This is a genomic window from Streptomyces sp. MH60, from assembly GCF_002939385.1.
Classification (GTDB): Bacteria; Actinomycetota; Actinomycetes; order Streptomycetales; family Streptomycetaceae; genus Streptomyces.
Map to the genome: position 1 here is coordinate 142748 of NZ_MULI01000002.1, position 24972 is coordinate 167719.

The 24972-nt window shown below is 69.9% G+C and carries 22 protein-coding genes and 2 pseudogenes; 14 read left to right on the plus strand and 10 right to left on the minus strand.

Annotated elements, in window-relative coordinates:
- Nucleotides 1-3 precede the first annotated feature (3 nt).
- A complete protein-coding gene (locus BZZ08_RS02610) occupies nucleotides 4-1353 on the plus strand; it encodes an ammonium transporter (protein ID WP_104630474.1) in 1350 nt (449 codons plus the stop codon).
- A 659-nt stretch (nucleotides 1354-2012) separates the two neighbouring features.
- Here the strand turns inward: BZZ08_RS02610 and BZZ08_RS39280 are convergent.
- Together BZZ08_RS39280 and BZZ08_RS02620 are read right to left on the minus strand one after the other, a co-directional pair.
- Entirely contained in the window at nucleotides 2013-2813 is an 801-nt protein-coding gene (locus BZZ08_RS39280) for a formyltransferase family protein (RefSeq protein WP_104630475.1), read from the minus strand.
- A 387-nt stretch (nucleotides 2814-3200) separates the two neighbouring features.
- Complete coding sequence (locus tag BZZ08_RS02620; RefSeq protein WP_198601238.1) at nucleotides 3201-3779, minus strand: class I SAM-dependent methyltransferase; 579 nt, start codon at nucleotides 3777-3779, stop codon at nucleotides 3201-3203.
- 107 nt (nucleotides 3780-3886) lie between these two features.
- On the opposite strand from BZZ08_RS02620, the gene BZZ08_RS02625 reads away from it, so the two are divergent.
- The 5 genes and pseudogenes from BZZ08_RS02625 to BZZ08_RS40025 all read left to right on the plus strand — a co-directional run.
- Nucleotides 3887-4549 carry a TetR/AcrR family transcriptional regulator gene (locus BZZ08_RS02625; protein WP_104630477.1) on the plus strand — a complete coding sequence of 221 codons (663 nt, stop codon included), beginning with the start codon at nucleotides 3887-3889 and terminating at the stop codon, nucleotides 4547-4549.
- A gap of 1045 nt (nucleotides 4550-5594) precedes the next feature.
- A complete protein-coding gene (locus tag BZZ08_RS02630) occupies nucleotides 5595-6341 on the plus strand; it encodes an IPT/TIG domain-containing protein (protein ID WP_104630478.1) in 747 nt (248 codons plus the stop codon).
- Nucleotides 6342-6514: 173 nt separating this feature from the next.
- The gene (locus tag BZZ08_RS02635) at nucleotides 6515-7531 is read left to right on the plus strand and encodes an IPT/TIG domain-containing protein (protein ID WP_104630479.1); all 1017 of its coding nucleotides are present in this window, start codon (nucleotides 6515-6517) and stop codon (nucleotides 7529-7531) included.
- 310 nt (nucleotides 7532-7841) lie between these two features.
- Nucleotides 7842-8249: an Ig-like domain repeat protein gene (locus BZZ08_RS02640; RefSeq protein WP_104630603.1), complete on the plus strand. Its 408-nt coding sequence runs from the start codon at nucleotides 7842-7844 to the stop codon at nucleotides 8247-8249.
- Between the two features lie 138 nt (nucleotides 8250-8387).
- Nucleotides 8388-8788: pseudogene (locus BZZ08_RS40025) on the plus strand (leucine zipper domain-containing protein); the annotation flags it as partial.
- Between the two features lie 618 nt (nucleotides 8789-9406).
- Here the strand turns inward: BZZ08_RS40025 and BZZ08_RS02650 are convergent.
- On the minus strand, nucleotides 9407-10294 hold the full coding sequence (locus BZZ08_RS02650) for an aldo/keto reductase family oxidoreductase (RefSeq protein WP_104630604.1): 888 nt from the start codon (nucleotides 10292-10294) through the stop codon (nucleotides 9407-9409).
- Nucleotides 10295-10434: 140 nt separating this feature from the next.
- Here BZZ08_RS02650 and BZZ08_RS02655 point away from each other — a divergent pair, with 140 nt between their 5' ends.
- Nucleotides 10435-10872: a winged helix-turn-helix transcriptional regulator gene (locus BZZ08_RS02655; protein WP_446750228.1), complete on the plus strand. Its 438-nt coding sequence runs from the start codon at nucleotides 10435-10437 to the stop codon at nucleotides 10870-10872.
- 453 nt (nucleotides 10873-11325) lie between these two features.
- Here BZZ08_RS02655 and BZZ08_RS02660 read toward each other — a convergent pair whose 3' ends face one another.
- The 4 genes from BZZ08_RS02660 to BZZ08_RS02675 form a co-directional block, all read right to left on the minus strand.
- Nucleotides 11326-12234: a 5-dehydro-4-deoxyglucarate dehydratase gene (locus tag BZZ08_RS02660; protein WP_104630481.1), complete on the minus strand. Its 909-nt coding sequence runs from the start codon at nucleotides 12232-12234 to the stop codon at nucleotides 11326-11328.
- Between the two features lie 10 nt (nucleotides 12235-12244).
- A complete protein-coding gene (locus BZZ08_RS02665) occupies nucleotides 12245-13291 on the minus strand; it encodes a 2-hydroxyacid dehydrogenase (protein WP_241965355.1) in 1047 nt (348 codons plus the stop codon).
- 16 nt (nucleotides 13292-13307) lie between these two features.
- Nucleotides 13308-14582, minus strand: a complete 1275-nt coding sequence (locus tag BZZ08_RS02670; RefSeq protein ID WP_104630483.1) for a glucarate dehydratase family protein — start codon at nucleotides 14580-14582, stop codon at nucleotides 13308-13310.
- A gap of 88 nt (nucleotides 14583-14670) precedes the next feature.
- Entirely contained in the window at nucleotides 14671-15636 is a 966-nt protein-coding gene (locus BZZ08_RS02675) for a 2-hydroxyacid dehydrogenase (protein WP_157953308.1), read from the minus strand.
- Between the two features lie 210 nt (nucleotides 15637-15846).
- Between BZZ08_RS02675 and BZZ08_RS02680 the strand changes: the two genes are divergently transcribed.
- The 6 genes from BZZ08_RS02680 to BZZ08_RS02705 are packed head-to-tail and all read left to right on the plus strand — an operon-like array spanning nucleotide 15847 to nucleotide 22112.
- Nucleotides 15847-17439 (plus strand): ABC transporter substrate-binding protein, encoded by a 1593-nt coding sequence (locus tag BZZ08_RS02680; RefSeq protein WP_104630484.1) that lies wholly within the window; start codon nucleotides 15847-15849, stop codon nucleotides 17437-17439.
- Nucleotide 17440: 1 nt separating this feature from the next.
- A complete protein-coding gene (locus tag BZZ08_RS02685; protein WP_104630485.1) occupies nucleotides 17441-18370 on the plus strand; it encodes an ABC transporter permease in 930 nt (309 codons plus the stop codon).
- A gap of 14 nt (nucleotides 18371-18384) precedes the next feature.
- Nucleotides 18385-19344, plus strand: coding sequence for an ABC transporter permease (locus BZZ08_RS02690; protein WP_104630486.1), 960 nt, complete (start codon nucleotides 18385-18387; stop codon nucleotides 19342-19344).
- Nucleotides 19341-20354, plus strand: a complete 1014-nt coding sequence (locus BZZ08_RS02695) for an ABC transporter ATP-binding protein (protein ID WP_104630487.1) — start codon at nucleotides 19341-19343, stop codon at nucleotides 20352-20354. The genes BZZ08_RS02690 and BZZ08_RS02695 overlap by 4 nt, the downstream gene beginning before the upstream one ends.
- A complete protein-coding gene (locus tag BZZ08_RS02700; RefSeq protein WP_104630488.1) occupies nucleotides 20347-21399 on the plus strand; it encodes an ABC transporter ATP-binding protein in 1053 nt (350 codons plus the stop codon). The genes BZZ08_RS02695 and BZZ08_RS02700 overlap by 8 nt, the downstream gene beginning before the upstream one ends.
- On the plus strand, nucleotides 21360-22112 hold the full coding sequence (locus BZZ08_RS02705; RefSeq protein WP_241965342.1) for a sulfite exporter TauE/SafE family protein: 753 nt from the start codon (nucleotides 21360-21362) through the stop codon (nucleotides 22110-22112). The genes BZZ08_RS02700 and BZZ08_RS02705 overlap by 40 nt, the downstream gene beginning before the upstream one ends.
- Nucleotides 22113-22125: 13 nt before the next feature.
- Here BZZ08_RS02705 and BZZ08_RS02710 read toward each other — a convergent pair whose 3' ends face one another.
- Together BZZ08_RS02710 and BZZ08_RS02715 are read right to left on the minus strand one after the other, a co-directional pair.
- Complete coding sequence (locus tag BZZ08_RS02710; RefSeq protein WP_241965356.1) at nucleotides 22126-22278, minus strand: glycerophosphodiester phosphodiesterase family protein; 153 nt, start codon at nucleotides 22276-22278, stop codon at nucleotides 22126-22128.
- A 21-nt stretch (nucleotides 22279-22299) separates the two neighbouring features.
- Nucleotides 22300-22851 (minus strand): annotated as a pseudogene (locus BZZ08_RS02715) (IS5 family transposase); the annotation flags it as partial.
- Nucleotides 22852-23172: 321 nt separating this feature from the next.
- Here BZZ08_RS02715 and BZZ08_RS02720 point away from each other — a divergent pair.
- Nucleotides 23173-23385, plus strand: coding sequence for a hypothetical protein (locus BZZ08_RS02720; RefSeq protein ID WP_133169138.1), 213 nt, complete (start codon nucleotides 23173-23175; stop codon nucleotides 23383-23385).
- A gap of 212 nt (nucleotides 23386-23597) precedes the next feature.
- Here the strand turns inward: BZZ08_RS02720 and BZZ08_RS38540 are convergent, their stop codons facing one another.
- A complete protein-coding gene (locus tag BZZ08_RS38540; RefSeq protein WP_133169139.1) occupies nucleotides 23598-24641 on the minus strand; it encodes a hypothetical protein in 1044 nt (347 codons plus the stop codon).
- Between the last annotated feature and the right edge of the window lie 331 nt (nucleotides 24642-24972).

Sequence of the window (24972 nt, forward strand, 5' to 3'; positions counted from 1 at the left end):
CCCGTGATCACCGCGCCCGCCCCCATGCCGCCCGCCTACAACTCCGGCGACACCGCCTGGATGCTCGCCGCGGCGGCCATGGTGCTGCTGATGACCCCCGCCCTCGCCTTCTTCTACGGCGGCATGGTCCGCACCAAGCACATCCTGGTAATGCTCAAGATGAGCTTCGCCTCGCTGTGCTTCGTCACCATCCTCTGGTTCATCGTCGGGTACTCGCTCGCCTTCGGCCCGGACGTCGGCGGTGTCGGCCTCATCGGCAACCTCGACCACGCCTTTCTGCGCGGTATCGGACCGACCACCCTGACCGGGTCCATCCCGACCTATGTGTACACCACCTTCCAGATGGGCTTCGCCATCGTCACGGTGGCGCTGATCAGCGGCTCGATCGCCGGCCGGGTCACGATGCGTGGCTGGCTGGTCTTCTCGGTGCTGTGGCTGCTGATCGTGTACGTGCCGATCGCGCACTGGGTCTTCGACACCGAGCACGGCTGGATCACCAAGCACCTGGGCGCGCTGGACTTCGCCGGGGGCCTGCCGGTGGAACTCAACTCGGGCATCGCCGGGCTGGCCGTCGCGGTGGTCATCAGGGGCCCGGCGGACTTCCGGCGCAAGGAGCCGACGCCCAACAACATCCCCCTGGTCATGATCGGCGTGGCTCTGCTCTGGTTCGGCTGGCTGGCCTTCAACGCCGGGTCCGCCGTCCGCGACACGGGCACCGCCGCCACGGCGTTCATCAACACCCAGCTCGGCGCGGCCGGCGCGATGGTCACCTGGCCGCTGGTGGAGTACTGGCGCACCCGGCGGGTCACCATGATGGGCGTGGGCTCGGCGGCGGTGGCCGGCATGGTGGCCATCACCCCCGCCTGCGGGGAGATCGACCCCAGCGGCGCGCTGGTGACCGGGCTCGTCGCCGGCGTGGTCTGCGCCTTCGCCGTCACCCTCAAGTACCGGCTCAACGTCGACGACACCCTGGACGTGGTCGGCGTGCACGGTGCGGGCGGCCTGGTCGGCCTGATCATGGTCGGTCTCTTCGCCACCTCCGCGGTCAGCGGCAAGGAGGGCCTCTTCTACGGGGGCGGCGGCACCCTGCTCTGGAAGCAGATCGTCGCCATCCTCGCCGTGGCCGCGTTCTCCTTCGTACTGACCTGGATCCTCGCCAAGGTCGTCGACGTCGTCGTCGGCTTCGCGGACCAGGAGACGTACGCCGCCGTACCGGGGCAGGAGGAGGAGCGCGCCTACGACTTCCGCACCGCCGAACGCCTGGACGCCCTCACGGGCGGCGGCCGGGGCGGTCCCGACCGGGAGACGCTGGCCGAGATCCAGCGGCTGCTGCGGGAACACCGGGAGGGCTAGGCCGGTTCGTTTGGATCACTTCCGTCGGCCGAGGTCATCGTTGATGATGTCCATGTGACTGACCGCATCAACGCTCTGGTCTCGGCCTTCGGTGTTCTTGTCAGCGGATGCTGCTCGCTCTTACCGTTCGTGAGTACGGCTCTGGGGCCTCAGTTCTTGGCTCGTCGCTGGAGCAGTGATCTTCCTCAGCGCGCTTCGTACACGCTCGCGAGACGCGCGGCGACTCCACACTGGGCCGACCGCCTGACAGCGGCGCCGTTCCAACCAGCCTCGCCAGTCGCTGTTCTGAGATCCTGACCGCCTCGATCCGGAGTCAGGGCGGCGTATCCGCGGCACTCCTGGCGCCAGCTCAAGGAGCAGGGATGTGATGCCCGTCGGTAGTACAGAGCCGAGACGCTGGCATCAGGGTTGCACCAGGCGCCGTTTCGGTGGCGCTCGCGGTTTCGTGGAAGTGACCATTTCCGCGAGCGGCCACCGGCATGCCCTGCCGTACGGACAGGGACCGGTTGGGGTCGGTGTCGGTGCGGTAGCCGCCTGGTTCAGCGAGGGGGTCGGCGGCCAGTACCCACAGGTCGCCGGCGCCGCAGGCGATCCTGCGTCCGGTGCCTGCCGGGGTTGATCCAGTGTGGTACGGCGCAGGCGCCAGCGTGTTCCGTCGATCACCGCGATCGGTCCTTCGCACCGGGGGTGGTGGCCGGCGATGTTCCATGCCCGTACCTGGGTGTGGATGTGGGTGGCTGGTGCCGACCAGTCGACGGTGGCGTAGTCCTTCTTGAAGAAGCCGGCCCAGCTGCCGGTGCCCGCGGACTGCGGTTCGCCTTCTCGCCGAGGGCCAGCCGGCCGAGGACGTCCGGCAACATCGCCGTAGCCGTTTCGAGTACGAGGAAGTTGACGCCGGTGAAGGACCACAGCGAGTGGTCCAGGGGAATGCGGGTGTGGGCCGGTACGGCCCCGGTGTCCAGCCGGTGCCAGGTCACGCCGATCTCGCGTTCTCCGTTGCGCACTGCCCAGCCGACCGGGTTCGGGCCCCGGTAGGCGGGCAGGTCGGAGGGATGGCAGTTGACCGTCCCCAGCCGCGGTGCGGTTACCGCGCTGGCGGGCAGTTTCCTGGGGTAGCCGTAGCTGACCGCCGCGTCGGGCTGGTAAGCGCGCAGTATCCTGGCGCACCCGATGCCAGCAGGGCGCTCGGTGCGGGGCGCGGGGACGACGGCGAGCGCCGGGCCCTGATTCCAGGCGCGGCAGGGGTGGCGGTCGGCGGGGACGGGGACTTCGAGTTCCTCGCGGAGCGCGGGGACGAGGACGAAGCGGGAAGGTGTGGTACATCGCGGCGGTCCTCCCGCCACGGGTGCGGCAGGCGGAGCCAGCGGGCGCGTCACAGTTCGGGCAGTTCTACCGCCAATGCGGCCCGATTGGGCGTGAGATCCACCTGGGAATTCCCTGAGAAGTACCTCGCACAACATGCCGGTTTCGAGAGGACTTTTGCGAGCGGCGACCTGCGGAAACGTGATCACCGCGGGGGCTCTCGCAGAACTTTCACAGATGAACGTTTATGAGAACGACCGCGCGCGACGTCCGCGGCCTGAAGCTGCCCGGGTGCGACTGAGCTCATGTCCCGTCTCACGAGACCGTGCCTCCGTCTCACCTGACCTTGTCCGGTTGACTCAGGGACAAGGTCAGGTGAGACATGCCAGGTCAGTGCATCGCCGTCGGTAGGCGCCAGCACCGAAAACGCGGCTGACCGACAACGCCAAGTGAGACGACCGGGCTTCGGCGCCTCACCCGACTGTCCATCTCCCCAGGCCAGGCCGTCGCGAGGCGGCAAGCTCCAAGAAGGCGGGACAACTGAGCTACGCCTCGGCGGCTCGGTGCAGCGTGAACCAGAACGTCGGGACCGGATTCGTGCCGGGCGTCACGTCGGCCAGCTGCCACCCAGCGAACCTGGCGCTGAGTTCGTCCGCGGTGACGCCGGACCACGAGTCGTCAAACGCCCCGGGCCCGTACCCGAACATCAGCAAGCGTGCACCAGGAGCTGCACGCTTGGTGAGGCCGGCGGCGTAGGCGTCGCGGCGGTGCGGGGGGATCCCGCAGTAGCAGCTCAGGTCGAAGAACAGGTCGTACGGGCCGGGCACGCCCACCTCGTCGAGCCGGGTGGCGTCCCCGCACAGCACCGTGACGTCCGCTCCGGCCGCGACGGCCTTCTTCCTCGCCTGCTGGACCGCGCGGTCGACCAGGTCGACGGCCGTCACCCGCCAGCCGTGCTGCGCCAGGTACACCGCGTTAGTCCCGGTGCCGCAGCCGAGTTCGAGCACCCTGCCCGTCCTCAGCGCACCGGACCCCTCTATCAAGGCCACCAGTTCGGGCGGCGTGATGCCGCTGTCCCACGGCGGCTTGCCGTCCCGGTAGAAGTCCTCCAACACGCGGCGCACAGACGCCTCTTGGTCTAGCTCCCCAGCCGTCCGAGTCTCACTCATCGCTTCCCCTCAAGTAACTAGAGTCTATCTCTAGTGTCTGACTCTAGAGATAGACTCCCGGCATGGATGCAGTCAAGGGATCCGACGGACGGAACATCAAGCGCCTCGACAAGCGGGCCGAGCGCTCGCGGCGCACCCGCGAGAAGATCGTCGCGGCGGCGCGGGACCTGTTCGTCGCGCAGGGATATGGCGCGACAAGCCTTCAGGAGGTTGCGGATCGCGCGGACGTGGCTGTTCAGACCGTGTACTTCGTGTTCCGCAACAAGCGCGCGCTGTTCAAGGACGTCGTCGATTCGTCCATTGCGGGCGACGCCGAACCGGTCGCCACGATGGACCGCGACTGGTTCCGCGCCGCGTGCGCCGAGCCCACCGCGTCCGGGCAACTGCGCACCCACGTGCGGGGCGTACGCGACATCCTCGGCCGTGTCGCCCCGATCATGCCGCTGATCGCGGCTGCGGCGGCCACGGACCCGGAGATCGCCGCGCAGTGGCCCGCGGGCCCCGACCCGCGCTACACCGTCCAGCACGCCGCGGCGAAGGCACTGACATCCAAGCCCGACGCCCGCCCCGGCGTCGATACCGCCCGCGCCGCCGACCTGCTGTACGGGCTACTCAGCCCGGAGCTGTACCTGATCTTTGTCCGCGACCGGGGCTGGCCCCCGGAAGCTTGGGAGGAGTGGGCCTGCGCGGCCCTCACTGCCCACCTCTGCATTGATCACGAGTAGGCCGACGACCCTTCGGCGACACCCGCCGAATCAAGTCCGCAGTCAGCTCAGCTGCGGACACTGGACGGGACGCTCACTCCGCTGCACCGTCGTCATCGTCGTCGCGCCCGGCGGCGTCCGGGTCGCGCAGCGGCCGGAACAGAGCCTGGTGTGATTCTCCAGACTTCCCGTCTGGAGAATTGCGCTGCTCGGCGCGGTGCAGGTGATCGGCAGCCGGGGCGGGCGTTTCTTTTCCGTCACCCTGTCAACCGCGCGGCCACGGCCGACCATGGCTTCCGGGGCCGACGCTCGCGGCGGCTCTCAGCAGAGCGGCCGACGGCGCGGCGGTCGGCAGTGGTATCACGACGAGGTCTCGCCGCCCGGCGGAGATCACCCACCGAACGCCCTGCCGCGTGAAGCGCGAGGCTAGGGATGGTCAGGTTTTTGGAGGGCGGCCCGACGGCCGACGTGCCGGCTATCGGGGCCCGGAAGTCGCACGCGACGACCAGCCGGAGGCTACTCCGATCAGGTGACATGGAGCTCTGCGACTTGAGGCATATGCCGTAACCCTGCGTTACTAGGCATATCCAACCAGGGCAGCCCGTTCCGTTCGGGGAGCGTGGCAACGGTGCGAGTTGTCGCCCTTCACACGTGGGGAGGCGCGTGGCTCCGCTGGGACCGCGATGGGCACCCCGAAGGGGTTGGATGGCCAGCCGGCACCGCACGCGGTGCCGGCTGGCTCTTGTCCGCAAGGCGTACGCCGGTGCCGCACAAGTCCGCTCGCACCCCCTCTACTGCAGAATCATGTGATTGACATCTTGTCAAAGTGGCCCGTCTGTGGAGTACTTGAAGCAGCGAACCGGTGGGCCGCCCATCCCATGGCCGGGGATCACGACAGGGCGGCGTGTGCCGGTTCTTCTTCTGTGCGGCGCCGAGGGCATTCCCTCGGCACGGCGGCACTCTTCGGTCGTCTGCTCTTGCGTGCGATTCCTCCGCGAAGGTCGGCCCTGAAAGCTCATGGTTTCGCTGTGCTCTCTGTCTGTTCCTGTCAGCGAGGAGTCATTCCATGCCCATCTCTCCGAACCAGGGATCCACCGGCGGCGGTACATTGGTGACCATAACCGGGACGAACCTGTCCGGTACGACCGCCGTCACCTTCGGCACCAGGCCGGCCACCAGCATCACCAACGTCTCTCCGACCCAGGTCACGGCCGTGTCGCCGTCGGGCACCGGCACCGTCGGAGTCACCGTGACCACCGCGGGCGGAACCAGCAACCCCGTCCCGTTCTTCTACGTCGGAGCACCCTTCAAGTCCTCACTGGGTCCGGCTTCCGGTCCGCTGGCGGGCGGCAACTCGGTCACCCTCAACGGTGTCGGGCTGGCGACGGCCACGAGTGTGTCCTTCGGCGCCAACACCGCCACGCCCACGGTCGTCTCCGACACCCAGCTCACCGTCACCGTGCCGGCAGGCGCGGCGGCCGGCCCCGTGGGGGTGAGCGTGACCACCGCAGGAGGGACGAACAACGGCCTGTCCTACACCTACGTGGACGTCCCCACCGTGACCACCGTCGCGCCCGCCTCCGGACCGACGTCCGGCGGCACCGGCGTGACCATCACCGGCACCAACCTCGACACCACCGAATCGGTCACCTTCGACGGCACACCAGCGCCGTTCTCCGTGGTGAACGCCACCACGGTCTCGGCAGTGACCCCGCCCGGCACTGCCGGCGCAGTCGACGTGGTGGTGGCCAACGCGGCCGGCTCCGACACGGCCGCCGACGCGTTCACCTACGTTGCCGGTCCCGGTATCTGACCCGCACCCCGCTGCCGCCCGGCTCGCACCGGGCGGCAGCCCTGCCCACCGTTCGACCGGGTAACCCGCACCGGGCGGACAGCCTCCCGCTTCTCCCGTGCGGTGACTCCCAGGCCCGGACCGGCGCCCTCGTCGGCCCGGGCTTCGCCCAGGCTGCCATTGGAGTGTCCGTCATGCCGCCCACGATCAGTACCATCAACCCCACGCAGGGGCCCACTACCGGGGGCACCGTCGTCACCCTCACCGGCACCGGGATGACGGGAACCACCTCCGTACGCTTCGGCAGTACCAACGCCACCTCCTTCACCGTCAATTCGGCCACCCAGATCACGGCTGTGAGCCCTCCCCGCGCCGCGGGTGCAGCGGCAGTGACGCTCATCCATCCGACCGGGAACAGCAACTCGGTGACGTTCACCTACGTCGTGGCGCAGGTCCCCCAAGTCACGGGGGTGACGCCTGCCAGCGGCCCAACGGCCGGCGGTACCCCCGTCGTATTAACGGGAAACGGGTTCACCGGGGCCACGGCGGTGACCTTCGCCGGGCTCCCGGCCGCGTCGTTCGTGGTGAACTCGGCCACCCAGATCACCGCCGTCACCCCCGCAGGCGGCGCCGGAGCCGCCGTGGTGACAGTAACCGCACCGGGAGGCATCAGCGCCCCGGACGCGTTCTTCTTCTACGCAGCGCCGCCCGCACTCCACAACGGCAGCCCCGCCCAGGGCCCGACCGCCGGCGGCACGGTGGTCACGCTCAACGGAAGCAACCTGCTCAACACCAGCGCCGTGCTCTTCGCCTCCACCAACGCCGCCTCCTTCACCGTAGTGTCAGCAACACAGATCACGGCCTCGGCTCCTGCGGGGACGGGCAGTGCGCCGATCACGGTGGTCACGTCGGGCGGCACGAGCAACCCTGTCGCCTTCGCCTACGTCGCCCCGCCCACACTGTCGGCACTGGTCCCCAGCACCGGTCCGGCGTCAGCGGGCACCGTGGTCACCCTCACCGGCGCAAACCTGGCCACTACGTCGGCTGTCACCTTCGGCACTACGGCCGCCTCATTCACCGTGGTCTCGGACACGCAGGTCACCGCGGTCGCACCCGCCGGCGCCGCGGCTCCGGTCACGGTATCCGTCACCACCGCAGGCGGTACCAGCCCCGGGCTGCCCTACACACGAACCGCCACGCCCGGTATCTGACGCACCGACAGGCGGGAAGGCCGCCTCACACCCTGCGCGAGCATCCATTCCTTCCCTCACTCGGCGTCCGGCGAGCAGCGCAGGCAGCTAATCCAACCAGGCTACCTATCAGCGCCGCGTCCCAGGAAGGCAGAGGCGACCGCCATAACGTGAGGCTCCACGGCACCCGCACCCTGCGGACCGGAAACCGAAACAAGGAACCGAACCGGTGCACATCACGCCACGCAGAGCACGACTGATCGTCGCCGCAGCCCTGGTCGCCACACTCGGGCTCGCCTCACCCGCCTGGGCCGTACCCTCGACCACCACGGTGACAGCCAGCCCACAGTCAACGGAGGTGAACACCCCTGTACAGCTGGCAGCCACAGTCGACTGCCCTTCCGATCCCACCGGCGGCCTCGGCGTCACATTCTTCGACGGCAGTGACCTGCTCGACACCGTGCCCGTCAACGCCAACGGTCAGGCCACCTACACGGCCTCCTTCGCCACCACCGGCACCCACACCATCACCGCCGCCTACAACGGCAACGCCGACTGCGACGCCTCAAACAGCACCACAACCGTCCAGGTATCCGCAGCCCCGACACCCCCCGACCCGACCCCCGGACTCTGCCTCCTCGCCTGCGGCGGACTGATCAACTTCAACGTCGGCGACATCACCAACACCATCAACACCTCCGCACACAAGAGCAAGCCCCATGGGCACCAGCGTTACTGAACGTCTCAAAATGGGTTGAGTGTGCTGCCCCGGAACGTTGGTGACAGGCGACACGCCTTGAGCGGTCCTTGAAAGGGGTGAGGGCCTCTGGGTTCGGGGTGGATTGCGACATCTACAACCGGCAGCCAAGGGCCCTCGTTGTCCCACCGTAATGCCCCACTGACTCCGACAGGCAGGCTGCGCCTGGCCCGGTGTGTCGTCGACGACGGCTGGCCTGTGCGCCGGGCCGCAGAACGCTTCCAGGTCAGCCACACCACCGCCCGCTGGGCAGACCACTACCGCCGTCACGGCAGTGCAGGCATGCACGACCGTCCAGTCGCCCCCACCGCTCACGACGGGAGACACCCGCAGACCTCGAAGCCGAGGTTGTGCGGATGCGCCGCGAACACCGCATCGGACCGTTCCGGCTGGCGCTGGACCAGGCCACCGGTGAACCCGTCCGCCGGTTTGAACGCTCACGCCACGGTGAACCGGTGCACCTCGACGTCGAGAAGCTCGGCCCCATCCCCGACGGCGGCGGGCGCCGCACCCAGGGACGTTGGAGACGGCGCAACCGGACCGGCACGGGTTACGCCTTCCTGCACACCGCACTGGACGATCACTCCCGCCTGCCCTACACCGAAACCTGCCCGACGAGACCGCCCCGACCTGCGCCGCGTTCCTCACCTGCGCCACCAGTTGGCTCGCCGAACAAGGAGTTGCCATCGAACGGGTCCTGACGGACAACGCCTCGGCCTGCACCAAGAACACATGGGGCCACACCCGCCGTGACCTGGGCATAAGCCCTCGCTGGACCCGGCCCCGGCATGCGAGAACCGCACGATCCGGAGCGAGTTGCTGACTGGTGACTTCGAGCCCGAGCTCGTCAAGGCGGCAGAACGTATTCGTGTCAGCACGGGCGAAGCCCGCCTCAGGGGTGGCGTCGTGCGACGTCGAGGTCGTCCGGACGGGTTTGGTGTAAGAATCCCGTCTCGGGAGACCTCGACGCCTACCCGGCACCGTCGGTGAGCTGCCAGCGCCGGTGTGACACAAGTTCCTGACGGTTGATGAGCCGAAGTCGTCCAGGTGAAGGCGAATCGTCCTGCTTCGGCCCCGGTCGGGCGAAGGTGACCGGGGCCGGAAGCTGAACGGTAGCTTCGTTCCTGCTTGTGAGCCGTTCAGCTCTGGGGCATGCAGCGGCCGATGCCGTCCAGCTCGGTCAAGTCCTCATGAGAGAGGGAGAGTCCCGCGCCGGCGATGTTCTCGCGCAGGTGGGCCGTCGATGACGTGCCGGGGATGAGCAGGATGTTCGGTGATCGCTGCAGCAGCCAGGCCAGTGCGACGGACATCGGTGTCGCCTCCAGTCGAGCGGCGACCGCCGAGAGCGCCGAGGACTGCAGCGGGGTAAAGCCCCCCAGAGGGAAGAAGGGCACGTACGCGACGCCGTCGGTGGCGAGCCGGTCGATGAGCTTGTCGTCGTCGCGGTGGGCGAGGTTGTACATGTTCTGCACGCACACGATCGGCGCGATGCTCTGTGCCTCGGTGACCTGCTCCTCGGTGGCGTTGCTGACCCCGAGGTGGCGGATCAGGCCCTGCTGCTGGAGTTCGACGAGCGTGGCGAACGCCTCGGCGAGTGAGCCGGGCTGGGGGCCTTCGGCGTTGCCGAGTCGGAGGTTGACCAGGTCGAGTACGTCGAGCCGGAGGGAGTTGAGGTTGTCGTGGACCTGGCGGCGCAGATCTTCGGGTCGCCGGGCCGTAGGCCAGCCGCCCTGTTCGTCGCGGTTCGCGCCCACCTTGGTCACGATGTGCAGCGACTCGGGATAAGGGTGCAGCGCCTCGCGGATCAACTCGTTGGTGACGCGCGGCCCGTAGGCGTCGCTGGTGTCGATGTGGGTGACTCCGGCGTCGGCCGCTTCACGCAGGACGGCCAGGGCACCCTCGCGATCGGCGGGCGGCCCCATGACCCACGGGCCGGCCAGTTGCATGGCGCCGTAACCGAACCTGGTGACGGTCAGGTCACCCAGAGTCCAGGTGCCGCCGGGAAGAGAGAGGGCGGGTGTGCTCATCGTGTTGCCTTTCTTCATGCACTTGGGGGTGGCGCCTGCTGCCTCCCTGCATCAGCATTGGAGAGAAACTTCCTGTCGGGAAGTAGGCACTCGAAAGTGCGTAACCCACCCAGCGGTGAGAGGTGCGATCAGTGACGACGATGAAGGCGGCCCAGAAGAGGGCTCAGGCCAAGGTGGAGTACAACGCGTTCCTGGCAGGGTGCCCCAGCCGGCAGCTGCTCGACCGAATCTCGGACAAGTGGGTCGTCCTGATCCTGTGTGCGCTGGGCGGCGACAACAGCCCTGGCCAGCCCGGTGCAGCACACGCAGACGCTCCGAAGGCGATGCGTTACTCCGAGATCGCTCGTCTTCTGGCCGGGGTCAGCCAGAAGATGCTGACCCAGACCCTACGGTCGCTGGAGCACGATGGTCTGCTCACCCGTACCGTGACGCCAACCGTCCCTGTCACCGTCTCCTACGAGCTGACCGACCTCGGCCGCTCGCTCCACCACATGACGCGCGGGCTCAGAATCTGGGCGCAGACGCACATGGCCGAGGTCCTCGCAAACCGCGAGAACTACGACTCTCGCGCCTCCTGACGACTCACGTCCAACCTTCCCAAAGCCGTACATTCTCGGCGCTACAGCCTCAACTGCGAAGAGTCCTCAACGATCGCACGATCGTGGTGAGATGACCCGCTTCACCGTTTCAGCCGCAGCCATGATCCGCCGGACACGCCTTGAGTCCCCTGCTGCGCATCACCCGGGCGGCGAAGTCGTCGACGACTTCGCCGCAGCACGGCGACGGCCGAGTGGGTCGGCGGACCACTGGGCGACCGTGGCCTCGTCGAGGGCCTCACGCACGGGCGGCGAAGGTGCCGGCCCTTTCCGCGCTGCCCTCAATGGCAAACGATCCAGTTTCGGCGTCAGAGAACCTCCTGCTGCAACCGCTGCCTGGTCGTCGCCCGCTCCTCCAACACCCCGGACTCCTCGTCAGGCAACCTCGGCTTCCGGCGCCGACGACGGGGCGGACGACGGGGCCGGGGCCGCGTCCTAGCCGAGTACGGCCCGGCCCTCGGCGAGGATGGCCGCCAGTTCCTCGGTCTCGGCCGCGGTGAGCGGTGTCAGCGGCGGGCGGACCGGCCCGGCCTTGATGCCGGCGAGGGTCACCCCCGCCTTCACCAACGACACCGCGTACCCCGGCACCCGCCGGCGCAGCCGGACCAGGGGGTGGAAGAAGGTCCGCTGCAGTGCGTCGACCCGTGTCCGGTCGCCCTCCTCGACCGCCCGGTGGAAGGCCAGGGAGATGTCCGGCGCGAAGGCGAATGCGGCCGAGGAATACAGCTCGACGCCGAGAGCCCGGTAGGCCGGATGGCTGGCCTCGGCCGTCGGCATGCCGTTGAAGAACTGGAAGTTCTTGCCGGATGCGCTCAGTGCCTCGCGTACGGCGGGGACGATCCGTGCGACGAGGTCGAGGTCGCCGGTCCCGTCCTTGAGCCCCGTCACGGTCGGCAACAGGGCCACCTCCGCCGCCGAGGCCTCGTCGAAGCGGGCGTTCGCACGGCTGTACACGATCAGTGGCAGGTCCGTCTCCTGCCCGACCGCACGGGCGTAGGCGACGAGCCCAGCGGCGGGCGACTCGACCAGGTAGGGAGGCATCAGCAGCAGGCCGTCCGCGCCGGCCTCGGCCGCGCTACGGGCGAACTGCCGGGCCAGGCCCAGCGCGCCCCCGACTCCGGCGTACACCGGGACGCGTTCCGCCGCCGCGTCGACGGCGGCACCCACGACGGCGGCGTACTCCTCGCGGTCCAGGGCATGGAACTCGCCGGTGCCGCAGGCGACGAACACTGCGCCCGGCCCGGCGTCCACACCTGCCGAGACGTGCTGATGCAGGGCATCGAGGTCGATCTCACCGGTGTCGGTGAAAGGGGTGACGGGGAAGAAGAGAACGCCTTCGAGCACGACTGGTTTCCTAACTTCTGGGAGAGGCCGGGGAGCCGGCGGGGGAGGAGACGGTGGAATGGCCTGTCGGGTGGCCGTGGTCCCCGGCCGCCCGGTCACCGGCGTGCACTACGCCCGAGAGCGGCTCGCCGCGTCCCAGGCGCCCGATGTTGTCGGCGATCTCCGCCGCACGCGCGGCGAAGGTGTCGAAGGTGTGACCCGAGTGGTGCGGGGTCATGAGCACGTTGGGCAGCTCGTGGAAGGGCAGCCGGCTCGGTGCCTGGGGCGGCCCGGACCACCACACGTCCAGTGCGGCGCCGCCGATGGCGCCGGAGCGCAGGGCCTCGTAGAGCGGCTCCTCCTGCACCACCGGCCCGCGCGCCACGTTGACCAGCAGCGTCCCCGGCCCCATGGCGGCGAGTTCGTCCGGTCCGATCAGCCCGCGGGTGGCGGGGTTCAGCGGGACCGTGACGACCACGATGTCGGATTCGGCGAGGAGGTCGGGCAGCCGGTCGTTCCCGCCCACCCAGTCGGGCCGCAGGGCGGCGGGGAAGGGGGCCGACGGGTCGCGTCGCACGGCGCGCACGCTGAGGCCGACCGCCTGACACAGCCGGGCGACCTCGGTGCCGGTCTCGCCGAACCCGATGACGCCCACGCGCCGTCCCGGCAGCGTCCTTCCGAAGGCGAGCCCGGGATCCACGGCCACGTTGCGCCACCGCCCGGCGCGCAGGGCGCGGTCGGCGCCCAGCACGTCGCGGGAGAGCATCAGGACGGACATGAGGACGTGCTCGGCGATGGAGCGGCCGTGGTGGTGGGTGGTGGCGACGGTGGCCCCGGGGGCCAGTGCGTCCAGTGCGATGCCGTCGTAGCCGGCACCGACGACGTGGACGAGCCGCAGCCGCGCGGCCCGCCGGGCGTCCTCGGCGCTCAGCCTGGAGCCGACGTAGACCTCGATGTCGGGGAGGGCCTCGGCGATCCGGGTGGCGTCCCAGTCGCAGGCGTCCAGCCAGTCGTGGCTGCCCTCGGTACGCGCCCTGAGCGGTTCGTGGAACCGGCTCAGGATGCGGTGATTGAGCATGATGCGCACGTGCGGGTCACCACCGGTGGGTTTCGAGCGAGAAGGACGGGTCGACGCGGCGCAGGTAACCGGTGTCGTCGCGGTCGCGCAGTCCGCAGTCGAGGTACTGCCGGTGGAGTCGGGCGAGCGCCTCCCGGTCGAGCTCCACGCCCAGACCGGGGGCCGTGGGCACGGCGACGGAGCCCTCGCTGATCCGCAGGGGCGTGGGGTCGACCACGTCCTCGTCGGGGCGCTTCCACGGCCAGTGCGTGTCACAGGCGTAGGTCAGCCGGGGCGTCGCCGCCGCCAGGTGGGTCATCGCGGCGAGGGAGATGCCCAGGTGCGAGTTGGAGTGCATCGACAGCCCCAGCCGGAAGGTCTCGCAGATCGCCGAGAGCTGACCGCAGCGCCGCAGACCGCCCCAGAAGTGGTGGTCGGACAGCACGATGCCCACCGCTCCCCGGGCCACCGCGGGCGCAAGGTCGTCGAAGGAGACCACACACATGTTGGTGGCCAGCGGGGTCGGGGTCTGCGCGGCGACGGACGCCATGCCCTCGATGCCCTCCGTCGGGTCCTCCAGGTACTGCAGGACACCGCCCAGCTCGCGGGCGACGCGTAGTGACGTCTCGACGCTCCAGACCGCGTTGGGGTCCAGCCGCAGGGGATGGTCGGGAAACGCCTCCCGCAGCGCCCGCACCGCCGCGATCTCCTCGTCCGGCGCCAGGACGCCTCCCTTGAGCTTGATGGAGGAGAAGCCGTACCGGTCGATCATGCGGTGGGCCTGGTCGACCAGCCCCGCCGGATCGAGCGCGGCGCCCCAGTCGTCGTCCTCCTGACCGGGGTGCCCGGCCCACTTGTAGAAGAGGTACGCGCTGTAGGGGACCGAGGGGCGCACCGCTCCGCCCAGCAGGTCGCAGACCGGCCGGCCCACGAGCTTGCCCTGGATGTCCATGCAGGCGACGTCGAAGGGCGACATCACCCGGTCCACGGTGCTGCTGCCGGTGACCATCCCGGCCATGCCGTCGCCACCCGTGGTGTCACCACCCAGCGCACGCGTGGTGCGGGCGATCAGGTCGTTGAGGCTCCAGACGTCCATGCCGACCAGTTCGGCGGCGGTGCGGCGCAGCCGCTCCAGGTGCAGGGTGCCGCCGTAGGTCTCCCCGACACCGCCGACCCCGCCCTCCGTGGTGATCTCCACGATGGTGCGCAGCGCGTAGGGCTCGTGCACACCCACCGAGTTGAGCAGGGGAGGGTCCCGGAACGCCACAGGAGTAACGGTGACGTCGACGATGCGTTCGGAGGCGTCTGCCATGCATGCCGTCCTCATATGTAGTCGGCGTTCTCATTTGTAGACAACCAGTTGTAGGCAGGAGTGCCCGGCGGTGTCAATGGGCCGGCTGCTACGGGACCGGAGTGAGCAGGGAGCCCTCGGTCATGAACCGCCGGACGTTGCGCAGGGCCAGATCGCCCATGGCCGCCCGGGTCTCGTGGGTGGCGCTGGCGATGTGCGGCAGCAGCACGACCCGGTCCGACTCCAACAGGGCCTTCGGCACGTTCGGTTCGTCGGCGAAGACGTCGAGCGCCGCTCCGGCGATCCGGCCCTGTGTCACCGCCGCCACCAGCGCCGCTTCGTCGACGACGCTGCCCCGTGCGACGTTCACCAGGTGGCCCCGGGGTCCGAGCGCGTCCAGCACCGCGCCCGAGACCAGGCCCCGGGTGCCCCGGCCTCCGGCCACGGTGACGACGAGCGCGTCACACGCTTCGGCCAGGGCCTCGGCGCTGGGCAGGTGTCGGTGGCGGACGCCGGGCACCGGCCTGCGTGTGCAGTAGGCGACGTCCACACCGAATCCCTCGAGCCGGCGTGCGACGGCCCGACCGATCCGGCCGAGCCCCAGGATGCCGACCCGCTTCCCGCTCACCCGGTCGGTGAGGGGGAAGGGCGCAGCCGCCCAGCCGCCGTCGCGCACATACCGGTCGGCGGCCGACAGACGGCGCATGACGTCGATCAGAGCGCCGACGGCGAGATCGGCCACGCAGTCGGTGAGTACGTCCGGAGTGTTGCTGACGTCGATGCCCCGGGCGCGGGCCCGGACCACGTCGGTGGTCTCGTGACCGACGCCGAAGTGCACGATCGCCCCGAGCCGGGGCAGGGCGTCCATCAGAGCGTCGCTCACCCCGACCCGCGCGCTCGTCACGGCCGCTGCCACCTCGCTTCCGTGGTCGCGCAAGTAGGCGGCCGGGTCCGGGACTTCGGTCAGGCGCACGGTGCGGTAGTGCGCGGCGAGCGCGCTCTCCAGGGCGGGGAGCAGGGGAGACACCTGGAGGACGGTGTCCGGGGCACTGGAAGGGGCGGAGAAGTTCGGCAAGGTGACGCTCCCGTCGGGTGGAGGTGCCGGGACGCGCGTCGCACGGGAATGTCCGATCCTCCGCACGTCTTGACGCTGCCCCGGCGCCGGTTTAGCTTCGGCGTTCACAGATGCAGACTGAGTACGCAAGTGTAGACAGCTCGTGGAGGTGACCCCACAGCCCCGAGTTCGGAACGTGACACATCAGCACTTCCCCGGAGACACGCGACGATGAAGTCCTCCGTTTCACCCACCCGGCGTGCCTCGCCGAGGCGGCCCCCCACCAAGGGCGCGATGCTGCTGGCGGGCATCGTGCTCATGTCCAGCGGGTGCGCCGTGGCCAACAGCGCGGGCGGCGACACCGGCCGCGCCGACGGCCGCACCCTGCGGGTGGTGCTCACCCAGGAACCACCGACCCTGGAACCCTGCGAGGCCTCACTGACCGGCACCGGCGTCGTGGTCCGGTCCAACATCACCGAACCCCTGGTCGAACGGGATCCCACCTCCGGCGGGCTCAACCCCCTGCTGGCGACCGGCTGGGAGCAGACCGCACCCCGCACCTGGACGTTCGACATCCGCACCGGGGTCACCTTCCAGAACGGCGCGCCCTTCACCGCCGAGGACGCCGCCTTCTCCATCGACCGGGCGGTCAACTCCGACCTCGCCTGCAACGTCGAGGGCTATGTCTTCGGCAACGACGACCTCCGGGTCAAGGCGGTCGGCGACACCCGGCTGACCGTCACCACCGAGAAACCGGACCCCATCCTGCCGCTGCGCCTGAGCTTCGTGGAGGTCGTGCCCCGCACCACCGACACCGAGGCCAAGGTCCGCATCCCGATCGGCACCGGCCCCTATGCCGTCCGTTCCTGGCAGCCCGGGGCGGCGATCTCGCTCAGCCGCTTCGACGACTACTGGGGGAAGGCCCCGGACTTCGCCCGGGCCCGCTACGTCTGGCGCAGCGACGCGAGCGTGCGCGCAGCCATGATCGACAAGGCTGAGGCGGAGATCGCCGTGGCGCTCGACCCGATGGAGGCCGGTAAGGACACGACGGCCGCCTACCCCAACAACGAGACGACCGCCCTGCGGCTGGACGGCCGGGAAGCCCCGCTCGACGACATCCGGGTGCGCCGGGCCATCGACCTGGCCGTGGACCGCGAGGGCATCGTCGGCGCCCTGCTCGGCGGTCTCGCCCAGCCGGCCGGCCAACTGGTCCCGCCCGGAGTGGTGGGACACAACGACGCGATCCGACCGACCCGGCAGAACGTCGACGAGGCCCGCGCCCTGGTGCAGGAGGCGGCGGCCGACGGCGTGCCCACCGACCGGCAGATCACCCTGGTCGCGCGCAACGGCATGTTCTCGGGCGTGTCGGAGACGGCGGAGGCGTTGCAGTACCAGATGCAGCAGATCGGGTTGAACGTGAAGGTCCGCATGGCCGACACCGCCACCCACCTCCAATACCAGCTTCGCCCGCTGCCCGAGGACGTCGGCCCCATTGCCCTGCTGATCATGCACGGCAACCAGGCCGGTGACGCGGCCTTCACCACCAGCCAGTACCTGCTGAGCGACGGCCCCCAGTCCACGTTCGGCACCAAGGAACTCGACGGGCGCGTCGCCGAAGCCGGCGCGCTGTCGGGTAGGAAGCGGCAGCAGGCCTTCGCCGACCTGCTCGCCGACCAGAACAGGAACGTCGTCCAGTACGCCCATCTCGCCCACATGAGGGGACTGCTCGGCCTGTCCCGGTCGATCCGGTACCAACCCGACTCCGCCACCGGCGACGAACTGCGGCTGTCCGAGGTTCACCCGGCCAAGGGGGCGAAGCACTGACATGATCCCGTTCCTGCGCAAGCGCATCCTCTCCAGCGCCGTCCCCCTCGTCTGCGTCGTCCTCGGCGTGTTCTTCCTGGCCCGGATGACCGGCAACCCCGTCGACCTCTACCTTCCACTGAGCGCCACACCCGAGCAACGCGCGGAGTTCTCCGCCGCGCAGGGCTTCGACCTCTCGATCCCGGCGCAGTTGTGGAACTACCTCGTCGACGCAGCGCACCTGGACTTCGGCACCTCGCTGCGGACCGGACAGCCGGCCGGCTCGATGGTGCTCGACGCCTTCCCGGTCACCCTTCAGCTCGCCGGTGTGACCATGCTGCTGGCGATCACCGGGGCGGTGCTGGTCGGCAGCCTCGCCGCCTACCGCCCCAACTCCCTGATCGACCGGATCGCCAGCCTGCTGTCGATGACGGCCGCCAGCATCCCCGACTTCTGGTTCGCCATCATGGGCGTCCTGGTCTTCGGCGTGAGCCTCGGACTGCTGCCCACCTCGGGCACCCTCGGCGGCCCCGAGGTCTGGGTCCTGCCCATCGCGACCCTGCTCATCCGCCCTTTCGGCGTCCTGGTGCAGGTGGTCCGCGGCAGCATGGTCACCGCCCTGTCCGCGCCCTACGTCAAGATCGCCCGGGGCAAGGGCGCCACCCCCCGGCGCGTGGTCTTCGGCCACGCCCTGCGCAACGCCGTGACACCGGTCCTGACCGTGGCCGGGGACCTGACGGTCGGTCTGGTCAACGGGGCGGTGATCGTCGAGACGATCTTCGGCTGGCCAGGCATCGGCAAACTCATGATCGACTCCATCCTCCAGCGCGACTTCGCGGTCCTCCAGGCAGCCGTCCTCCTGACCGCCGTGACGATCTTCGCGCTGAACATCCTCGTCGACGTCTGTCACGCGCTGACCGACCCCCGAGTACGTCAGGCGGTGCCGGCGTGAACGAAGGAAACACCATGCCCCGAGCAGAGACCGAGGCGGCCAAGGGGCCGTCCACCGCCCGCGACCGGCAGCCGAGCCGCTGGCGGATGCTGGGCCGGGACCGGGCCGCGGCCACCGGGGCCGTGGTGCTCACTGTGGTCGCCCTCGTGGCCCTCTTCGGCCGGCTGTTCATCGGTGACCGCGCCCAACGCCAGGACCTGGACGCCTCCCTGCGCCCACCATCCCTCGACGACGGGGTGTACGGACTGCTCGGCACCGACGTGCTGGGACGCAGCATGGTGGCCCGGCTGATCGAGGCGGCGGCGACGACCCTGTCCGTGGCCGTCCCGGCGGTGCTGTGCTCCCTGGCGATCGGCTCGGCCCTCGGACTGTGGGCCGGCTACCACGGCGGACGCCGCGAGAGCGTGGCCATGCGGGTCGCCGACGTGATCCTCAGCTTCCCCTCGCTGCTGATCGCGGTGGTCGTGCTGTACGTCTTCTCACCCAGCGCACTGAACCTCGTACTGATCCTGGCCGTGACCCGTGTCCCGGTGTACCTGCGCACCGCACGGGCGGAGGCGGCCGAACTGCGCAGCCGGCTGTTCGTCGACGCGGCGCGGACGTTCGGCACCCCCAGCCGCATGATCATCTACCGGCACATCCTGCCGATCGCCCTGCCGACCCTGCTGACCGTCGCCACCCTCGACTTCTGCTTCGTGATGCTCACCGAGTCGTCGCTGAGCTTCCTGGGCATCGGAATCCAGCCCCCGGACGTCAGTTGGGGCCTCATGGTCGCCCAGGGACGCCAGTACCTCCAGACCGCCTGGTGGATCACCGTGCTGCCCGGTCTCGCCATCGTGCTCACGACCGTCTCCGCGACGGTGCTCGCCGCCTGGGCCCGCATCGCCACCGACCCTGCCCAGCGCTGGCGCCTGACGCTGCCCAAGAAGCGCCGCCCCGTCCCGGCCCCCGTACCTCCGGAGATGATCCCGTGACGACCACCACCAGTGCCGCCCCCACCGGCACGGACACCCCGGCCCTCGACGTCGAGGGCCTGTGCGTGGACCTGAGCACCCCGTCGGGGACCGTACGGGCCGTCGACGGCGTCAGCTTCAGCGTCCGCCGCGGCCGCACCCTGGCCCTGCTGGGCGAATCCGGCTGCGGCAAGTCGATGACCGCGCTGTCCGTGGTCGGACTGCTGGACCCCGCGGCGGCGGTGACCGGGGGCGCCGTACGGGTCAGGGGCGACGACACGCTGCGCATGACCCCGGCCGAACGCCGCAAGCTGGCCGGCCCGGTGCTCTCGATCGTCTTCCAGGACGCCCTGACCGCCCTCAACCCGGTGCAGCCGGTGGGCAGGCAGATCGGCGAGCCCTTCCGCATCCACCACAAGCTCTCCCGGCGCCAGGCGCGGGAGAAGGCGATCGAGCTGATGACCCGGGTGGGCATTCCCGAACCGAGGCAGCGGGCCCGGTCCTACCCCCACCAGTTCTCCGGCGGCATGCGGCAGCGGCTGCTCATCGCGATGGCCGTCGCCCTCGCCCCCGACGTGCTCATCGCCGACGAGCCCACCACCGCCCTCGACGTGACCGTGCAGGCGCAGATCATGCGGCTGCTGCGCGACCTCCAGGACGAGCGGGACATGGCCGTCGTCCTGATCACCCACGACCTGGCCGTGGTCGCCCAGCGCGCCGACGACGTGGTCGTGATGTACGCCGGCACGGTCGTGGAGAACGGCCCGGTGCACGACGTCTTCGCCGCGCCCCGACACCCCTACACCAGGGGACTGCTCGACTCGGTACCGGAGGGCAGTGTGCGCGGACGCCCGCTGACCGCCGTTCCGGGCAGCCCGCCCGAACTGAGCGCGGTGCCCTCCGGCTGCGTCTTCCAGGACCGCTGCCCGCTGGTACGCGAACGCTGCGTGAACGAACGGCCGTCCCTGCGTCCGTCGGGCGACGGCCGCTCGGCCGCCTGCCACTTCTCCGAGGAGCTCGACCGTGTCTGAGTCCCCCGCCACCACCGCCACCCCCGGGCCCCGGGCGGACGGTCCGCAGGAGAACGCTCCGCTGCTGGAGGTACGGGGAGTCACCAAGACCTTCGGCAGCGGCCGGCGCCGACTGACCGCCCTGGACGGGGTGGACATGGAGATCGGCCGGGGCCGGGTCCTCGGGCTCGTCGGCGAGTCCGGCTGCGGCAAGTCCACTCTGGCCCGGGTGTTGCTGGGGCTGGAGCGCCCGGACGCGGGCACCGTACGGTTCGACGGGACCGACCCCTTCGCACTGCGCGGCAAGGAGCTGCTGGCCTGGCGCCGACGGGTACAGATGGTCTTCCAGGACCCCTTCGCCTCGCTCAACGCGCGCATGTCGGCAGCCGACCTGATCGGCGAACCCTGGCGCACCCACCGGGACGTCGTACCGGGCGCGAGGGCCCGCGAGAAGCGGATCCGGGAACTGCTGAACCTGGTCGGGCTGCGGGAGAGCGACGCCGACCGCTACCCCAACGAGTTCTCCGGCGGACAGCGTCAGCGCATCGGCATAGCCCGCGCGCTGGCCCTGGACCCCGACCTCATCGTCTGCGACGAGCCCGTCTCCGCCCTCGACCTGTCGGTGCAGGCCCAGGTCCTGAACGTCCTCTCCGACCTGCGCGCCCGCCTCGGCGTCACCTACGTGTTCATCTCCCACGACCTGTCGGTGGTGCGCTACCTCTGCGACCGGGTCACGGTCATGTACCTCGGCAAGGTCGTCGAACACGGGGACACGGACGACGTCTTCGAAAACCCCCAGCATCCCTATACGGCCGCGCTGATGTCGGCCGCCCCGGTCCTCGGCCCCGGCAGCGACTCCCGCCGCGAGGAGATCCAGCTCCAGGGCGAGATCCCCTCGCCGTTCGACATCCCCTCCGGCTGCCGCTTCCGCACCCGCTGCCCGCGGGCCGAGGAGCGGTGCGCGAGCGAGGAGCCACCGGTCGTCGCGCGCGAGACGGCGGACGGAGCCGAACCCCACTCGGCGCTGTGCCACTTCCCCCTGGCGGCCGGGTCCTCGTGGGCCTGACCGCCTCGGAGTTCGTCCTGCTCTCGGTCACGGTGGGCGCCGGCGCGCTGCTCCAGGTCTCCATCGGCTTCGGCCTCGGCATGCTCGCCGCGCCGGTCTTCTCACTCGTGGACCCCTCCCTCACCCCCACGGTGGTCCTGCTGCTCGCCACCGGTGTGACGGCGACGGTGCTCGTGCGTGAACGCGGCCGGGCCGACCTGCGCGGCTGCGGCTGGGCACTGGCCGGCCGGCTGCCGGGCGTACTGGCCGGCACGCTGCTCGTGGTGGCCCTCCCCGCGCGCTACCTCGCGCTGCTCATCGCCGGGGTGGTCCTCACCGGCGTCACGGTGAGCCTGGCCGGTTTCGTACCGCGGCAACGGCGCTCCGCGGTCGTCCTGGCCGGGTTGGCCTCGGGTCTGATGGGCACGGCCACCTCCATCGGCGGCCCGCCCATGGCGATGGTCTGGCAGCGGCTCAGCGGTCCCGAACTGCGCGCCACGATGAGCGCGTTCTTCCTCGTCGGCTCCCTGATGAGCCTTGCCGCGCTGACCGCGGCAGGCGCCGTCGGCCCACACGCGCTGCGGGGCACCGCGGTGCTCGCCCCCGCCGCCGTGGTCGGCGTACTGCTCGCCCGGCCACTGACCCGCCGGCTGAACGTGCGGCGGACCCGCACGGCCGCCACGGCCCTCGCGGTCGCGGGTGCCGTGGTGCTCGTGCTGCGGCAGTTCCTCTGACCCGTCGGGCGGTTCAGCGCCGGGTGAGGGACTGGGGGGAGTCGGCGATGATGCCGTCGACACCGAGGCCGGCCATGGTGCGCCTGGCGCCGGGCACGTCGACGGTCCAGACGTTGATGTCCATGCCGAGTCGGTGGACCCGGCCCACGAGAGCCAGGTCGTTCATTGGGCAAGTCATGTGTCGGGTTTGAGAGGGTCGGCTTCGAAGCGGCCGTCCGCGTAGTCCACGAATGCGTGGGATGGCATCGATGAGCGGGATGAGCTGGGTGACATCGTGTCGGTTGCCACCGGTGAGTGACACGGCGAGAGGTGTGCCCTTCCGGTCGGCGACGATGTGGTGTTTGCTTCCTGGGCGGCCCCTGTCGACCGGCGATGGTCCGGTGTGAGCTGCTCCCCCTTTCAGACTGCGGATGTGTGAGCCGTCGATGGCACAGTCGTCCATCTCCAGCAGTCCGGCCTTCCTCAGCTCGGCGAGGATCGCAGCATGCAGGCGTGGCCAGACGCCGGCCTCGGTCCAGTCCCGTAGACGACGCCAGGCTGTGACCCCCGAGCAACCCGTCTCCTGACGTGGCACATCACGTCAGGCTGCACCAGTGCGCAGGACGAAGACGATGCCTGCCAGGGCGGTGCGGTCGTCTGCCCGGCGTCGTCCCGGAGGCCGATTCCGCCGCTGCGGAAGGGGTGGCAGAATTGGAGCGATGCGGGCCCACAGGTCGTCGGGCACGAGATCTCTGATCACGTCGAGATCCTGGCGGAAGAAGTCCGACCGGCGGGTCTGTTCAAAGCGAACTCGTTTGATGAGTGTGAGCGGAGAGCAGGGATTCTGCAGCACCCGTGATCTGAAGCCCGGCTTCTTTCTACTTGCTCGTTTCTGAGACTGGGGTGGGCGAACGTGCTCGTGGTTCTTGTTCCGGCAGCCGGGGCTGTCGTGTGGGCGGTAGCGCTGTTGGTGTCTGACGTGCGGAGTCGGCAGCGGCGGATCTCTCTGGAGGTCCCGTGTTCCGGGTATGGGCAGGGCCGGTTCTCCTCGGATGAGACGCGTTACCGTTTGGGGCCGGTCGTGCACGAAGGACGCGTGATAAAGGGCTCGCTGTACGGGAAAAAGTTGCGGATCTCAGTCGGCCAGGCCGTGAAGGTGGAGCTCGACCCGCGAGAGCCGGCCCGCATGTATCTGCCGGACACCATGCCACTGTTCGCACACAAGGTGGCAGCCCTTTTGTACGGAGGGCTGGGAATCGCCCTGATTGGGGCAGCGTTGGCGATCGGCATGTGAGCTCATCAGCATGACGGTGGGCGCGGGTTGGACCGCAGCGGTGCTCTGGCCATCATCACCACGATGCGCTTCTGGCCGCCTCTTCAGAAAGGGCAGGCTCGGACACGTTTCCACCGAGAGCGACGGAGACCACGTCCGAGCCTGCAGACAACGTCTGACTACGACGCCTCATTGTGAAACGGTCAGTTAGCCGGATTGCGGGTGGTAGTTTCTCAGGATTCCTGGTCCTGATCCTGGTTCTCGGGCACGGGCTCGGGCATGGGCACGAGCTCGTAGGCGTGCCAGGTGACGGTGACCTGGCCGTTGCCGCCCGCCGTGCCGGTCTGCGCATTGGTCTTAGGGCTGTGACCGTCCGTCTCCGTCACGGCCTTCCTGCCGCCGTCGCCCCCGGTGCCGCCCTTGCCGCCGTCGCCGCCGCCGGCGACACCAGCGGCGGGGGTCTTGAAGGCAGGCCGACCGCCACCGCCGTCGCCCCCCTTGCCCGCCAGGCCGGCCCATCGCTCCGTTCCCGCCTGACCGAGAGCGCCGGCGGCTCCGGGGCTGGCAGTCTCACCCCGCTTCAGGTCCCGCTGTACGGACTTGACCTTGCTGCCCGCGAGTCCGCACCCCGCGGGACCCGTCTCGGTCCCGGCCTCGCCTCCGGCGCCGCCCTTGCCTCCGTCACCGCCGCCGAAGAAGTTGCCGGCATTGCCACCGGCGCCGCCCTTGCCGCCGTTACCGCCGTCAGCGCCACCCGCGGCCACAGCCAGACTCATGGACTGTGGCTTGCCGTCCATGTTCGGGGGACGCAGCAGGCTGGTCCGGCCCTCCAACGTCGATGCGGCAGAGGAGCCGACCACCACCTCGTACGTCTGGCCCTCCTGGAGGCCGCTCAGCTCGCATTCGACGTAGGTCCCGGCAGTCCCGGCGGCTCCGCCACCGCCTCCGGCGCCGCCGCCCCCGCCGCCGTTCGTAGTGCCGTCACCACCGGCTCCGCCGCTACCGCCGCTACCGCCATGGCCTCCGGCTCCCCAGATCACCACGGTCGCCTCGGTGACATCCTTGGGCACCGTAATCGTGTACTTGCCAGGATCGGCCGCGGTGAACACGCTGTCGTCGGCGTGGGCGGCGGGAGCGAGCGCGGCCGTGCCGATCGCACTTCCGGCCAATACGGTCAAGGCTGCTGCAGCCCGGGCCAGCCGACGCGACTTCGGGCTTGCGCCCGGTCGGGTTTCGACCGAGGCGGTCTTTGCGCGGGGCAGTCTCGAAAGGCTCAAGGGAACAACTCTTCCGTTCAAGGGCAGGGCAGGTATGACGGCCCGGCCGTCCGCTTTCCGCGTGCTCAACGATGATGTGCGAGCCCGGGTACGGCCTGGTCACGTATGCGATGTTCCGGGTTGGTGTCAGCTGGTGGGGGTCAGTGTCGGCACGTCAGGACTGAGTGTTCTCGCTGGCTAGGTGATGAGTAGGGACGGCATCACTGCAACAGGGCGGTGCATGCGACGGCCTTGGCTGTCATGGGGCCGGGGGCGGGGGAGCCGGGCGCGTGGAGTGAGGTCACGGCCGGGTAGAGGGTGTCCAGACCGGTGCTGGTGGCTCGGCCGCTGG